The following is a 13,240-nucleotide window of genomic DNA, read 5'->3' on the forward strand; positions in this document are numbered from 1 at the left end:
GGCCGCCCGGGTGACGGGGCGTCAGCGCGGCTGATCGGATCGCCGGTTCGGCCGGCGACGCCGCCGGCACGGCCGCGTGGCCTGCGCCTGCCTCGCGGCCGCCGGCCGGGCCACAGCCGCGGCGCCGCGGGGGCGTCGCGCGGGCGGCGCCCCGGGCGGTGCCGGTGCCCCCGGGGGCTTCCGGTGTCAGTCCTGCGGGCCGCTCGCGGTCATTCCGTGCACCGCCGGAACCGTGCCCAGCCGGCCCTTCTGGAAGTCCTCGAAGGCCTGCATGAGCTCGTCCTTGGTGTTCATCACGAACGGGCCGTAGTGGGCCATGGGTTCGCGGATCGGCTGTCCGCCGAGCAGGACGACCTCCAGGTCCGGCGTGTTCGAGTCCTGCTTCTCGTCCGCGCGGACGGTCAGCGAGGAACCCGCGCCGAACACCGCGGTCTGGCCCATGTGGACCGGCCGGCGCTCGGTGCCGACGCTGCCGCGCCCGGCCAGGACGTACGCCAGGCCGTTGAAGTCCTCACGCCACGGCAGGGTCAGCTCCGCACCCGGCGCCAGCGTCGCGTGGAGCATCGTGATCGGCGTGTGCGTGATGCCGGGGCCCTGGTGACCGTCCAGCTCACCGGCGATGACCCGCAGCAGCGCGCCGCCGTCGGGGGTGGAGAGCAACTGGACCGAGCCGCCGCGGATGTCCTGGTACCTCGGCGCCATCATCTTGTCCTTGGCCGGGAGGTTCACCCACAGCTGCAGGCCGTGGAAGAGACCGCCCGACATCACCAGGTGCTCCGGTGGGGCCTCGATGTGCAGCAGGCCCGAGCCCGCCGTCATCCACTGGGTGTCGCCGTTGGTGATGGTGCCGCCACCACCCTGGCTGTCCTGGTGGTCGAAGATCCCGTCGATGATGTACGTGACGGTCTCGAAGCCGCGGTGCGGGTGCCAGGGCGTGCCCTTGGGCTCACCCGGCGCGTACTCCACCTCGCCCATCTGGTCCATCATGATGAACGGGTCGAGATGACGGTAGTTGATCCCCGCGAACGCCCGGCGCACCGGGAAGCCCTCGCCCTCGAAACCGCTCGGAGCGGTCGTGACGGTGAGCACGGGACGTGCCACGGCGTCGGCCGGCGCGGTCACGCGGGGCAGCGTCAACGGGTTCTCGACGGTCACTGCAGGCATGTCGGTTCCTCCTCGTGTACGCCCAGTTTAGTTGAGCGTTGAACTTTCTGCTACCCCAAACAGAGAAAACCGGGAGGGCATTCCCAACAAAGGGCGGCCCGAACCCCGGGAGACCGACATGGCCACGGACATGACGGAAGACCGGCACCCCCTCCCGAGGTGCCGGCCTTCGTAGGCGGTGTCAGGCAGCCAGCCGGTGCTCCTCGTTCTCGGCCCCGGAGGGCTCGGCCTTGCGGTCCCGCATCACCAGCGTGGCCACCACGGCCGCCGCCAGGACACCGATCGCGCTGATCGTGAAGGTCGTCGACATCGAGGCGGTGAAGGCCTCGCGAGCCGCCCGGACCAGACCCGTGTCGCCGCCGGCGACGGCCAGGGCGCCGCCGATGGACTCCTTCGCCTGCCCGGGAGCGCCGGCCGGCATCTCGTCGGCGTAGCCGCTGGAGAGCAGGGAGCCGAGGATCGCGATGCCGAGGGCGGTGCCGGACTGCTGGATGGTGTCGTTGAGGGCCGAGCCGACGCCCGCCTTGTCCTCGGGGATGGTGCCCATCAGCGCGGCCACCGCGGCCGGCATCGCGAGGCCCGCACCCAGGCCCAGCACCCCCAGCGCCACGGCCGGGACCGTGAACCCGCTGTCGACGCTGAGCGTGGTCAGCAGCCCGAAGGAGGCGGCCATCAGCAGCATTCCGGCGAGTATGACGAACCGGTTCCCGGCCTTCACCGCGAGCTGGGCCCCGGCGGCGTTGCCGGCCAGCGCGGCCACGGCCAGCGGCAGGAAGGCCAGGCCCGCCTTGACGGCGGAGTAGCCGAGCACGAACTGGAGGTACTGGGTCAGGACCAGCAGCAGGCCGGCGTTGCCGATCTGGACGAGCGACAGGGAGAGCGAGCCCCCGCTGAAGTCGCGGTTCTTGAAGAGGACCAGCGGGACCATCGGCGAGCGGGTGACGTTCTCCCAGATCACGAAGCCGGCCAGGGCGACCACCGCGACGGCCAGGACGAGCAGGGAACGGCCTTCGAACGCGCCGTGCTGCGGGATCTCGATGATCCACCACACCAGGGCGGTCATGCCCACCGCCGACAGCACCGCGCCCAGCGGGTCCGGCTTCTGCCACGGCGCCTTCGACTCCGGCATCAGCAGCACACCGGCCAGCAGCGCCAGCGCGACGATCGGCACATTGATCAGGAAGATGGCCTGCCAGGCGAAGTGGTCGATCAGCACACCGCCGAGAACCGGGCTGCCGACCAGCCCCAGCATCGACACCGAGCCCCAGGCCGCCATCGCCTTGGGCCGCTCGTCCTCGTCGAAGACGGTGATCAGGATGGACAGGGTCGACGGCATGATCAGCGCCCCGCCGACCCCCATCGCGATCCGCACCGCGATCAGCTCACCCGGAGTGGAGCAGAAGACCGCCCCCAGTGAGGCCGCCCCGAACAGCAGCAGACCGATCAGCATCACCTTCCGGCGCCCGAACCGGTCCCCCAGGCTTCCCGAGGTCAGCAGCAGTCCGGCGAAGACCAGGGTGTAGGAGTCGAGGATCCACTGCATGTCCTGGGTGCTCGCGCCGATGTCCTCGGTCAGCGTGGGCACCGCCACCGTCAGCGCCATGCTGTCGACGACCAGCACGAGCGTGCTCAGGCACAGCACCACCAGGATCCACCAGCGGCGTGGATTGCGAGCGTCCATGTCAGTTTCCCCTCCTGCGAACACCGTTCCTTCGATGCGAACACTGTACGCATGGCGGAACAGTGTGCGCAACTCTTGAGTTCCGTACGCTGACTGCGCACGCTGTTCGCACGAAGGTGCCGAAAGTCCAGCAGGAGGAGCATCCATGAGCCGGAGCAAGACGACGGAGAAGAGCCCGATCCCGTCCGTATGGACCCGTGAGCAGCGCCGTCCCGACCAGCCGGCACTCAGCCGGGACGCGATCGTGCGGGAGGCGATCGCGATGCTCGACGCCGACGGCATCGAGGCGCTCAGCATGCGCAAGCTCGGCGCCCGGCTGAACGCCGGCGCGACGTCCTTGTACCGGCACGTCGCCACGAAGGACGAGTTGATGGAGCTCGCGGTGGACGAGGTCGCCGCCGAGATCCACGTCCCGCCGGCCGGCGGCCCCGACTGGCGCGCGGCGGTGACCGAGGCCGCGGGATCCTTCCGTACGACGGCGCTACGGCATCCCTGGCTGACCCTGGTCCTGGGCCAGGCCGGACTCGCCTACCTCGGGCCCAACTACATGAACTTCTCCGAGCGGCTCGCGGCGCTGTTCACCGCGGCGGGGTTCCCCGAGCCGAGCCGCGCGATCGACGCGGTCTTCTCGTACGTCATCGGCATGAGCACCACGGAGGCCGCCTGGCTCACCACGGTCGCCCGCTCCGGCGAGACCGAGCCGGAGTTCGTCGCCAGGCTGCTGCCCACGGCCCGGGAGGTATCCGCCGGCTACGACCACCTGGCGGCCGCCGATGCCGGGAGCGCGGACCAGGCCGTCGACCCCGCCCGGATCAGGGACGACAAGTTCACCTACGGCCTGGAGGTCGTCCTGGACGGCCTGGCGCTGCGCCTGCCGAAGTGAGGGCGGGAGTCGGCAGACCTAGCCGTCTGCGCGGCAATGGCGTCTAGCCATACATCCGGCGCATCGCGAACTCGACCATCTGCTCGACGGCCTTCGCGTCGAACACCATCCGGTGCTCGCCCTCCATGTCGAGGACGAACCCGTAGCCGGTCGGCAGCAGGTCCAGCACCTCGGAACCGGTGATCACGAAGTACTTGGACTCCTTGCCCGCGTACCGGCGCAGCTCCTTGAGCGTGCTGAACATCGGGATCACCGGCTGCTGGGTGTTGTGCAGCGCGAGGAAGCCGGGGTTGTCGCCGCGCGGGCAGTAGACCTTCGACGTCGCGAAGGCCTGCTGGAAGTCCTCGGCGGCCATCTGCCCGGTCGTGAACGCGCGCACCGCGTCCGTGAGGGAGGGTGGGGACGGCTCGGGGTACAGCGGCGGCTGCTGGCCGTATCCGCCGGACATCGGCTGCTGCGGAGGGGCGTACTGCCCTTGCGGGCCCGCTGTCTGGTCGTAGCCGTACATGAGCGCAAGAGTACCGAGAGCGGCGGGGCGCACGGGCCGGTACGTCAGCGCCGGCGAACCGACAGTGACTCGACAGCGACTTGACAGCCACGGCTATGGATTGCCACGGCCTTCGCTCATAGCGTCGGTGCCATGAACGGACACCATGACGAGGGCCCGCACGAACACGACAGAGGCCTCTCCTACGACCTCCCCGTCCTCGCCCGCCGCCGGATGATCGGGCTGATGGCGGGCGCGGGCCTGATCCCGTTGGTGGGCTGCACGTCCGAGCGGGAGACCTCCGCGGCGCCCTCCTCGTCGCCGTCCTCCTCGTCGTCGGCCGGGTGCGCGACGATCCCGGAGGAGACGGCCGGTCCGTTCCCCGGCGACGGCTCGAACGGTGTGAACGTCCTGAAGGAGAGTGGGGTCGTCCGCAGCGACATCACGCGGAGCTTCGGCGACTCCGCGGGCGGTACGGCCGAGGGCATACCCCTGACGATCACGCTGACGGTGGTGGACGCGGCCTCCGGCTGCGGCACCCCGAAGCAGGGCGCCGCCGTCTACCTGTGGCACTGCGACCGGGACGGCGCCTACTCCCTGTACTCCGAGGGCGTCACCGAGGAGAACTACCTGCGCGGCGTCCAGGAGACCGACGGCGCGGGCCGGGTCACCTTCAAGAGCGTCTTCCCCGGCTGCTACCAGGGCCGCTGGCCGCACATCCACTTCGAGGTCTACGGCAGTCTGGCCGACGCCACGGCGGCCACGTCGATCACGAACACCTCGCAGCTCGCCTTTCCCCAGGACGTCTGCGACGCGGTGTACGCCACGGACGGCTACGGCGAGAGTGTCCGGAACCTGAGCGGCCTCTCCCTGGAGAGCGACGGCATCTTCAGCGACGGCCACGGCCACCAGCTGGCCGCGATGACGGGCGGTACGGAGGGCGGCTACACCGCGACTCTGACCGTTCCGGTGTGACCTGTCACAGATGACAGGTTCGGGGTTGCTTCTTATTACCGACGGGTAGCATCATCGTAGCTACTTGTTGGTACGTGAACTAGCGCGAGGATCCAGTGCCTCGCCGATCTCTCTACGGAGCCGGGAGCCGTCGCCATGGGGCACTACAAGTCGAATCTCCGCGACATCGAGTTCAACCTCTTCGAGGTACTCGGGCGGGACAAGGTGTACGGCACCGGTCCGTTCGGGGAGATGGACGTCGAGACCGCGAAGAGCATCCTGGAGGAGCTGACCCGCCTCTCGGAGAACGAGCTGGCGGAGTCCTTCATCGACGCCGACCGCAACCCGCCCGTCTTCGACCCGGAGACCAACACCGCGCCGGTCCCGGCGTCCTTCAAGAAGAGCTACCAGGCCTTCATGGACTCCGAGTACTGGCGCCTCGGCCTGCCCGAGGAGATCGGCGGCACCACCTCGCCCCGCTCCCTGATCTGGGCGTACGCCGAGCTGATCCTGGGCGCCAACCCGGCCGTGTGGATGTACTCCTCGGGCCCCGCCTTCGCCGGCATCCTCTTCGAGGAGGGCAACGAGGTCCAGAAGCACATAGCCAAGGTCGCCACCGAGAAGCAGTGGGGCTCCACGATGGTGCTCACCGAGCCCGACGCGGGCTCCGACGTGGGCGCCGGCCGCACCAAGGCCGTGCAGCAGGAGGACGGCTCCTGGCACATCGAGGGCGTGAAGCGCTTCATCACGTCCGGTGAGCACGACATGTCGGAGAACATCCTCCACTACGTGCTGGCCCGCCCCGAGGGCGCCGGCCCCGGCACCAAGGGCCTGTCCCTCTTCCTCGTGCCGAAGTACCTCTTCGACTTCGAGACCGGCGAGCTGGGCGAGCGCAACGGAGCCTACGCCACGAACGTCGAGCACAAGATGGGCCTGAAGGCCTCCAACACCTGCGAGATGACCTTCGGCGACCAGCACCCCGCCAAGGGCTGGCTGATCGGCGACAAGCACGACGGCATCCGCCAGATGTTCCGCATCATCGAGTTCGCCCGCATGATGGTCGGCACGAAGGCGATCTCCACGCTCTCGACGGGCTACCTGAACGCGCTGGAGTACGCCAAGGAGCGCGTCCAGGGCCCCGACCTGGCGAACTTCATGGACAAGACCGCGCCCAAGGTCACCGTCACCCACCACCCCGACGTCCGCCGCTCGCTGATCACGCAGAAGGCGTACGCGGAGGGCATGCGCGCCCTCGTCCTCTACACCGCGTCCGTCCAGGACGAGATCCAGGTCAAGGAGGCCGCGGGCGAGGACGTCTCCGCGCTCGAGGCCCTGAACGACCTGCTCCTGCCCATCGTCAAGGGCTACGGCTCCGAGAAGGGCTACGAGCAGCTCGCCCAGTCGCTGCAGACCTTCGGCGGCTCCGGCTTCCTGCAGGAGTACCCGATCGAGCAGTACATCCGGGACTCCAAGATCGACACCCTCTACGAGGGCACCACGGCGATCCAGGGCCAGGACTTCTTCTTCCGGAAGATCGTCCGCAACCAGGGCGCCGCGCTGAACTCCCTCGCCGAGGACATCAAGAAGTTCCTGGCCCTCGGCACGGGCGGCGAGGAGCTGGCCGGTGCCCGCGAGCACCTCGCCAAGGCCGCCGTCGAGCTGGAGGCCATCGTCGGCCTGATGCTCACCGACCTCGCGGCCACCGAGCAGGACGTCAAGAACATCTACAAGGTCGGGCTGAACACCACCCGCCTGCTGATGGCCTCCGGTGACGTCGTCGTCGGCTACCTGCTGCTCAAGGGCGCCGCGATCGCCGCCGAGAAGCTGGAGACCGCCTCCGCCAAGGACAAGGCCTTCTACACCGGCAAGATCGCCGCGGCCAAGTTCTTCGCCGCCAACGTCCTGCCGGGCGTCACCCTGGCCCGCAAGGTCGCCGAGGGCGTCGAGCTGGACCTGATGGAGCTGGACGAGGCCGCGTTCTGATCCTCACGTCCTCTGTTCGAGGGCCTGTTCCCTTCCCGGGGAACGGGCCCTCGTCCGTCGTTAAGGTGAATGCATGACCGAACCAGCCCGCCCGTCTCCCACCGCCGCCCTTGCAGCGAGCGCTTCGCGCGCACCTCTTACTTTCGACCGCGGCCACACCGACGACCTCATGACCTTCCTGGCGGCGAGCCCCTCGCCGTACCACGCCGTGGCGACCGCCGCCGAGCGGCTGGAGAAGGCGGGCTTCAAGCAGGTCGCCGAGACGGACGCCTGGGACGGGACGAGCGGCGGCAAGTACGTGCTGCGCGGCGGCGCGATCGTCGCCTGGTACGTGCCGGAGGGCGCCGCGCCCCACACGCCCTTCCGGATCGTCGGCGCCCACACCGACTCCCCCAACCTGCGCGTCAAGCCGCTCCCCGACACCGGGGCGCACGGCTGGCGCCAGGTGGCCGTGGAGATCTACGGCGGGCCGCTGCTCAACTCCTGGCTGGACCGCGACCTGGGCCTCGCCGGCCGTCTGACCCTGCGCGACGGCTCGACGCGACTGGTCAACGTCGACCGGCCGCTGCTGCGCGTCCCGCAGCTCGCCATCCACCTGGACCGCTCGGTGACGGCCGACGGCCTCAAGCTCGACAAGCAGCGGCACCTGCAACCGATCTGGGGCCTGGGCCACGATGTGCGCGACGGGGACCTGATCGCCTTCCTGGAGGAGACGGCCGGCCTCCCCGCGGGCGAGGTCACCGGCTGGGACCTGATGACGCACTCCGTGGAGAAGCCCGCCTACCTGGGCCGCGACCGCGAACTGCTGGCCGGCCCGCGCATGGACAACCTGCTCTCGGTGCACGCCGGCACGGCGGCCCTCACGGCCGTGGCCTCCGGTGCGCCGAAGCCGGCGTCCATCCCGGTGCTGGCGGCCTTCGACCACGAGGAGAACGGCTCCCAGTCGGACACCGGCGCGGACGGGCCGCTGCTCGGCAACGTGCTGGAGCGTTCGGTGTTCGCGCGCGGCGGCTCCTACGAGGACCGGGCCCGCGCCTTCGCCGGCACGGTCTGTCTGTCCTCCGACACGGGTCACGCCGTCCACCCCAACTACGCGGAGCGGCACGACCCGACGCACCACCCGCGCGTCAACGGCGGCCCGATCCTCAAGGTCAACGTCAACAACCGCTACGCCACGGACGGTTCCGGCCGCGCCGAGTTCGCGGCGGCCTGCGAGCAGGCCGGCGTGCCCTTCCAGTCCTTCGTCTCCAACAACTCCATGCCCTGCGGCACCACGATCGGCCCGATCACCGCGGCCCGGCACGGCATCAAGACCGTCGACATCGGCGTGGCCATCCTGTCGATGCACAGCGCCCGCGAACTGTGCGGCGCCGACGACCCGTTCCTCCTGGCGAACGCGCTCACCGCGTTCCTGGAGGGGTAGAACAGGCCGTCACCGCATGGGTGTTCCCCGCGGGGGTACCCGGTGTGCGGACCGGAACGACCGGGCCGGACCGTACAGGGAGGCGACACAACATGGGCCTCGGCGGATGCATCATCCTCATCGCCGTGGGAGCCATCCTCACGTTCGCGACCGACTGGGACATGCAGGGGGTCAACCTCGACCTGGTCGGCATCATCTTCATGATCGTCGGACTGATCGGCGTCACCACGTTCAGCAGCATCTACCGGCGCAGGCGCGTGGTCGTGCCACCGGCGGCGCCGGGCGTCGTCGACGACCCGGCGGCCCACCACCACCGCGGCGGCTACAGCGACGGGTACGGGGTTTGAATCCTCTCCTCCCTGAGGGGAGGGGATTTCTGGCTCAGGCTGCCTCCTGGAGCAGCGCTCCAGGAGGTCTTCCGCCATCAGCACCAGCCGGGTTGAGACCAGCCCGGACGAGCATCACGCGTGCGGGTCCCACTCCCCCGTCAGGGCCGTGCGGGCGGCAGACGGCACACGCAGCCGGTAGGTGAAGCGGGCATGCCCCGCCTTCGCAGCCACCCCTACCTGCGCCATCCCGCCCCCCCACGGTTCCCAGCCGGAACGACATGGCATCCCGAACCCTGCGAAGACCATACGTACGACCGCCGCACGCATGTACCCCGATTCCGCAGCCCATCACCCTGATCAGCGATGCCAGGCACACCCGTTCGCATCACCTTGGAAACATGGGATAGCGGCGTGAGCGGTCCGCGCCCTGAACGGGATGCGGCGACGCACCGCTTCGCAACACCCGATGCGATTCCTCCCCGGCGTGAACGCCGGGCCTCCTCTCAAGAAGCAGGTGACGCCCTGCCAGATCAGGCGTCCATCCCGGCCAGCACCAGCGGAAGCCGGTCCGTCCCCGCCTCGGTGAGGCGGACGGGTACGCCCCAGTCCTGCTGATGGACGTGACAGGCGGGGTACTCGTTGGCGGGGTCGTCGTCGCAGGAGGCGGCCATCGCGGAGACGTGCAGCACACCCTCCTCCACGGCGGGGTCGAGTTCGAGGGCGCGGGAGAGGTCTGTTCCCGCGCCCTCGCCGCTGCGCAGCAGCTCCGGCGGGGTGGCCGAGACGAGCAGGCGGGTGGAGGGGCCGTAGCGCACGTCCAGCTTCTGGCCCGCCGGCGCCTGGAAGATCACGTCCAGCCGCAGTCGCCCAGGGGTGACTGCGGTGGCCTCCCGCTGCGTGCGGTGGGCCACGTCGGGCACCTTCACGGCCTCCTCCGGCAGCCGCAGCCGGGTCAGCCGGTGCCGGGCCGACTCCACGACCACGATGTCGTCGCCTGCGAGCACCGCGTCGCTGGGCTCGCGCAGGTCCGTGGCCAGGGTCGTCACCTCACCGGTCGCCGGGTCGTAGCGGCGCAGGGCGTGGTTGTACGTGTCGCTGACCGCGACCGAACCGTCCGGCAGCGCTGTGACACCCAACGGGTGCTGCAACAGTGCCTGTTCCGCCGCGCCGTCCCGGTGCCCGAAGTCGAACAGGCCGGTGCCGACGGCCGTGTGGACGGAACCGTCCGGCTCCACCCAGCGCAGGGCCGACGTCTCGGAGTCGGCGAGCCAGAGCCGCTCCGGTGTCGCGGCCAGCCCGGACGGCTGCGCGAACCAGGCCTCGCCGCCCGGCCCGTCCACCAGCCCCTCGTTGGTCGTGCCGGCCGAGACCGCGACCGTCCCGTCAGTGGGGTCGTACGCCCACAGCTGGTGGACGCCGGCCATGGCGATCCACACCCTGCCCTGCCACCAGGCGACGTCCCAGGGGGAGGAGAGGTCGACCTCACGGGCCGGGCCCGAGGTGGGTGAGCCCTGCCACCACTGCCGGCCCGTGCCGGCGAGGGTGGTGACCTCGCCGGTGGTGAGGTCCAGCCGCCGCAGCGCGTGGTTGACAGTGTCGGCGACGACCACGGAGTCGTCGTCGAGAAGGGCGAGCCCCTGCGGCTCGTTGAAGGCGGCCTCGTCGGCGGAGCCGTCGGCGAACCCGCGCGCACCGGACCCGATCCTCCGCAGCACGCTCTCGCCGTCCTCGGCGAACTCCACCAGCTGGTGCCTGGTCGTGTCGCTCACCAAGAAGTTCCCGCCCGGCAGCGGCACGGCCTTCCCCGGGAACCGCAGCACCGTCGGCTCCGGCTCCGGCGCCACATACGGCCCGTCACCCCGCCGCAGCGTTCCCTTCGCCGCGTGCTCGGTCTCCAGCTCCGCCACCAGCCGCTCGATGGCGTGCACATGCCCCTCACCGGCGTGCTGTGCGACCACGTACCCCTCGGGGTCGATCACGACGAGCGTCGGCCAGGCCCGCACGGCGTACTGCTTCCAGGTCGCGAGCTCCGGGTCGTCGAGCACCGGGTGCTCCACCCCGTACCGCTCCACGGCGTCGACGACCGCCTGATGCTCGGCCTCGTGCACGAACTTGGGCGAGTGCACCCCGATGACGACGACCGTGTCCCGGTGCTTCTCCTCGAGCTCTCGGAGCTCGTCCAGAACGTGCAGGCAGTTCACGCAGCAAAAGGTCCAGAAATCCAGGATGACGATGCGTCCCCGCAGGTCGGCGAGGGTGTACTGCCGCCCGCCCGTGTTCAGCCAGCCGCCCTTGCCGTTCAGCTCGGGGGCGCGGACACGGGCGCGTCGGGGTGCGGAGTGGTCCATGCCCCCAGGGTGCCATCCGTCACTGACAGTCAGCTCAGGGCATGCCCTGTCGTGGCGTCCACATGGTCCGGGACGTCGTCGTGGCGGTCGCCGACCGTGAGGGTGCCGGTGGGTTCGAACATGAGGATCGCGGTCGGGACGGGCGCGTACGGCTTGTGCTCGGTGCCGCGCGGGACCGTGAAGACGCTGCCCTTGGAGAGCACGACCGTGCGCTCTCCGGCGCCTTCGCGCAGTCCGATGTGCAGTTCGCCGTCGAGCACGAGGAAGAACTCGTCGGTGTGGTCGTGGACGTGCCAGAGGTGCTCGCCCTCGACCTTCGCGACGCGGACGTCGTAGTCGTTGACGCCCGTGACGATGCGGGGGCTCCACTGCTCGGAGAAGGAGGCCAGGGCGTGGGCGAGGGAGACCGGTTCCTTAGTCATGAGGGGATCTTCCGGGGTGCCGTACGTCTCGCACGAGTGCTAGGAATCGCACATGCCGCAAGGATCCTCGCATCGCCCGCATCGGGTCACCGTGATCGTCGACGAAGGCACCAACCCCTTCGAGGTCGGGGTGGCCACCGAAATGTTCGGGCTGCCGAGGCCCGAGCTGGGGCTGCCAGGGCCGTTGTACGAGGTGACGCTGTGCACGCCCGTGCCGGAGATCCGGATGAACCACGGCTTCTTCACGCTCACGGGCGTCCCGGGCCTGGACGCCGTGGACCGGGCGGACACGCTGGTCGTGCCCGGCCGGCCGGACAACGTCGTGCCGCGCGCCCCTGATGTGCTCGACGCCCTTCGGCACGCCCACGCGCGTGGCACCCGGATCCTGAGCTTCTGCACCGGCGCCTTCGCGCTCGCCGAGGCCGGGCTGCTGGACGGGCGTCGGGCGGCGACCCACTGGCGGTGGGCGGACTCCTTCCGCCGGCTGCACCCGAAGGTGCTGCTGGAGCCGGACGTGCTGTTCGTGGACGAGGGCGACATCCTCACCGCCGCGGGCAGTGCGGCAGCGCTCGATCTCGGGCTGTACATCTGGCGCCGCGACCACGGCGCCGAGATCGCCAACCACGTCTCCCGGCGGCTGGTGTTCGCCGCGCACCGGGACGGCGGGCAGCGCCAGTTCGTGGAGCGGCCCGTGCCGGACGTGCGGGACGAGTCCCTGGCCCCGCTGCTGGCGTGGGCGCAGGAGCGGCTGGGCGAGCCGCTGACGGTGGCGGACCTGGCCGCACGCGCGCGGGTCAGCCCCGCCACGCTCCACCGGCGCTTCCGCGCCCAGCTCGGCACGACACCGCTCGCCTGGCTGATCGGGGAGCGTGTGGCGCTGGCCTGCCGGCTGATCGAGCGGGGCGAGGAACGGCTGGACGTGGTGGCGGCCCGGAGCGGGCTCGGTACGGCCGCCAATCTGCGCACGCGACTGCGGCGGGCGACGGGACTCAGCCCGTCGGCCTATCGGCGGCGTTTCGGAACGGGCGGCGGGGAAGCCCTGGTGTCATGAGATTCCTCGTGTACGACCGGCTCCTCGGCTTCGGTGACGACTACTGGATCGAGGACGACCGCGGCAGCAAGGTGTTCCTCGTCGACGGCAAGGCCCTGCGGCTGCGGGACACCTGGGAGCTGAAGGACACCCAGGGGCGCGTCCTCGTCGACATCCACCAGAAGATGCTCGCCCTGCGCGACACGATGGTGCTCCAGCGGGCCGGGGAGCCGCTGGCGACGATCCGCAGGAAACGGCTGTCCCTGCTGCGCAACCACTACCGGGTGTCCCTGGCCGACGGCAGCGAACTGGACGTCAGCGGCAAGATCCTCGACCGGGAGTTCGCCGTCGAGTACGACGGGGAGCTGCTGGCGGTGATCTCCCGGCGCTGGCTGACCCTGCGGGACACCTACGGCGTGGATGTCGTCCGCGAGGACGCCGATCCGGCGCTGCTGATCGCTGTGGCCGTGTGTGTCATCCACCTGGCGGAGAGGGAGCGCGAGGACTGAAGGCGCGAGGACCGAAGGCGAGAGGAC

The 13,240-nt window shown here is 70.3% G+C and carries 12 protein-coding genes and 1 pseudogene; 7 read left to right on the forward strand and 6 right to left on the reverse strand.

The features are described from left to right. Positions 1 to 186 precede the first annotated feature (186 nt). Both OG542_RS19895 and OG542_RS19900 read right to left on the reverse strand, forming a co-directional pair. Entirely contained in the window at positions 187 to 1,164 is a 978-nt protein-coding gene (locus OG542_RS19895; protein WP_311126704.1) for a pirin family protein, read from the reverse strand. Between the two features lie 181 nt (positions 1,165 to 1,345). Then, positions 1,346 to 2,845 carry an MFS transporter gene (locus OG542_RS19900; protein WP_328412686.1) on the reverse strand — a complete coding sequence of 500 codons (1,500 nt, stop codon included), beginning with the start codon at positions 2,843 to 2,845 and terminating at the stop codon, positions 1,346 to 1,348. A 145-nt stretch (positions 2,846 to 2,990) separates the two neighbouring features. On the opposite strand from OG542_RS19900, the gene OG542_RS19905 reads away from it, so the two are divergent. After that, positions 2,991 to 3,728 carry a TetR/AcrR family transcriptional regulator gene (locus OG542_RS19905; protein WP_328412690.1) on the forward strand — a complete coding sequence of 246 codons (738 nt, stop codon included), beginning with the start codon at positions 2,991 to 2,993 and terminating at the stop codon, positions 3,726 to 3,728. Between the two features lie 43 nt (positions 3,729 to 3,771). On the opposite strand, the gene OG542_RS19910 is transcribed toward OG542_RS19905, so the two are convergent. Further along, entirely contained in the window at positions 3,772 to 4,236 is a 465-nt protein-coding gene (locus OG542_RS19910) for an SseB family protein (RefSeq protein ID WP_184594050.1), read from the reverse strand. A gap of 132 nt (positions 4,237 to 4,368) precedes the next feature. Between OG542_RS19910 and OG542_RS19915 the strand changes: the two genes are divergently transcribed. From OG542_RS19915 to OG542_RS19930, 4 genes are all read left to right on the forward strand, one after another. Then, positions 4,369 to 5,190: an intradiol ring-cleavage dioxygenase gene (locus OG542_RS19915; protein ID WP_328412692.1), complete on the forward strand. Its 822-nt coding sequence runs from the start codon at positions 4,369 to 4,371 to the stop codon at positions 5,188 to 5,190. A gap of 135 nt (positions 5,191 to 5,325) precedes the next feature. Beyond that, complete coding sequence (locus OG542_RS19920) at positions 5,326 to 7,152, forward strand: acyl-CoA dehydrogenase (RefSeq protein WP_311126700.1); 1,827 nt, start codon at positions 5,326 to 5,328, stop codon at positions 7,150 to 7,152. Between the two features lie 73 nt (positions 7,153 to 7,225). Beyond that, a complete protein-coding gene (locus OG542_RS19925) occupies positions 7,226 to 8,575 on the forward strand; it encodes a M18 family aminopeptidase (RefSeq protein ID WP_408057772.1) in 1,350 nt (449 codons plus the stop codon). A 92-nt stretch (positions 8,576 to 8,667) separates the two neighbouring features. Continuing rightward, positions 8,668 to 8,922 carry a hypothetical protein gene (locus tag OG542_RS19930; RefSeq protein WP_311126698.1) on the forward strand — a complete coding sequence of 85 codons (255 nt, stop codon included), beginning with the start codon at positions 8,668 to 8,670 and terminating at the stop codon, positions 8,920 to 8,922. A 34-nt stretch (positions 8,923 to 8,956) separates the two neighbouring features. Here OG542_RS19930 and OG542_RS19935 read toward each other — a convergent pair. The 3 genes and pseudogenes from OG542_RS19935 to OG542_RS19945 all read right to left on the reverse strand — a co-directional run. Next, positions 8,957 to 9,046: pseudogene (locus OG542_RS19935) on the reverse strand (RNA-guided endonuclease TnpB family protein); the annotation flags it as partial. A gap of 388 nt (positions 9,047 to 9,434) precedes the next feature. Then, a complete protein-coding gene (locus tag OG542_RS19940; RefSeq protein WP_328412694.1) occupies positions 9,435 to 11,252 on the reverse strand; it encodes an NHL domain-containing thioredoxin family protein in 1,818 nt (605 codons plus the stop codon). A gap of 29 nt (positions 11,253 to 11,281) precedes the next feature. Further along, positions 11,282 to 11,674, reverse strand: a complete 393-nt coding sequence (locus OG542_RS19945; RefSeq protein WP_328412696.1) for a cupin domain-containing protein — start codon at positions 11,672 to 11,674, stop codon at positions 11,282 to 11,284. Between the two features lie 52 nt (positions 11,675 to 11,726). On the opposite strand from OG542_RS19945, the gene OG542_RS19950 reads away from it, so the two are divergent. After that, positions 11,727 to 12,725: a GlxA family transcriptional regulator gene (locus tag OG542_RS19950; protein WP_328412698.1), complete on the forward strand. Its 999-nt coding sequence runs from the start codon at positions 11,727 to 11,729 to the stop codon at positions 12,723 to 12,725. Beyond that, on the forward strand, positions 12,722 to 13,213 hold the full coding sequence (locus OG542_RS19955; protein WP_328412700.1) for an LURP-one-related/scramblase family protein: 492 nt from the start codon (positions 12,722 to 12,724) through the stop codon (positions 13,211 to 13,213). Before OG542_RS19950 ends, OG542_RS19955 begins: the two co-directional genes overlap by 4 nt. Positions 13,214 to 13,240 lie beyond the last annotated feature (27 nt).

The sequence above is a fragment of the Streptomyces violaceus genome (genome assembly GCF_036014075.1).
Classification (GTDB): domain Bacteria; phylum Actinomycetota; class Actinomycetes; order Streptomycetales; family Streptomycetaceae; genus Streptomyces; species Streptomyces violaceus.

Excerpts from the sequence above, each read along its gene's own strand:
- OG542_RS19905 (WP_328412690.1), top strand. The coding sequence starts at position 2,991 with ATGAGCCGGAGCAAGACGACGGAGAAGAGCCCGATCCCGTCCGTATGG.
- OG542_RS19930 (WP_311126698.1), top strand. The coding sequence starts at position 8,668 with ATGGGCCTCGGCGGATGCATCATCCTCATCGCCGTGGGAGCCATCCTC.
- OG542_RS19920 (WP_311126700.1), top strand. The coding sequence starts at position 5,326 with ATGGGGCACTACAAGTCGAATCTCCGCGACATCGAGTTCAACCTCTTC.
- OG542_RS19925 (WP_408057772.1), top strand. The coding sequence starts at position 7,226 with ATGACCGAACCAGCCCGCCCGTCTCCCACCGCCGCCCTTGCAGCGAGC.
- OG542_RS19950 (WP_328412698.1), top strand. The coding sequence starts at position 11,727 with ATGCCGCAAGGATCCTCGCATCGCCCGCATCGGGTCACCGTGATCGTC.
- OG542_RS19895 (WP_311126704.1), bottom strand. The coding sequence starts at position 1,164 with ATGCCTGCAGTGACCGTCGAGAACCCGTTGACGCTGCCCCGCGTGACC.
- OG542_RS19900 (WP_328412686.1), bottom strand. The coding sequence starts at position 2,845 with ATGGACGCTCGCAATCCACGCCGCTGGTGGATCCTGGTGGTGCTGTGC.
- OG542_RS19955 (WP_328412700.1), top strand. The coding sequence starts at position 12,722 with ATGAGATTCCTCGTGTACGACCGGCTCCTCGGCTTCGGTGACGACTAC.
- OG542_RS19940 (WP_328412694.1), bottom strand. The coding sequence starts at position 11,252 with ATGGACCACTCCGCACCCCGACGCGCCCGTGTCCGCGCCCCCGAGCTG.
- OG542_RS19945 (WP_328412696.1), bottom strand. The coding sequence starts at position 11,674 with ATGACTAAGGAACCGGTCTCCCTCGCCCACGCCCTGGCCTCCTTCTCC.
- OG542_RS19910 (WP_184594050.1), bottom strand. The coding sequence starts at position 4,236 with ATGTACGGCTACGACCAGACAGCGGGCCCGCAAGGGCAGTACGCCCCT.
- OG542_RS19915 (WP_328412692.1), top strand. The coding sequence starts at position 4,369 with ATGAACGGACACCATGACGAGGGCCCGCACGAACACGACAGAGGCCTC.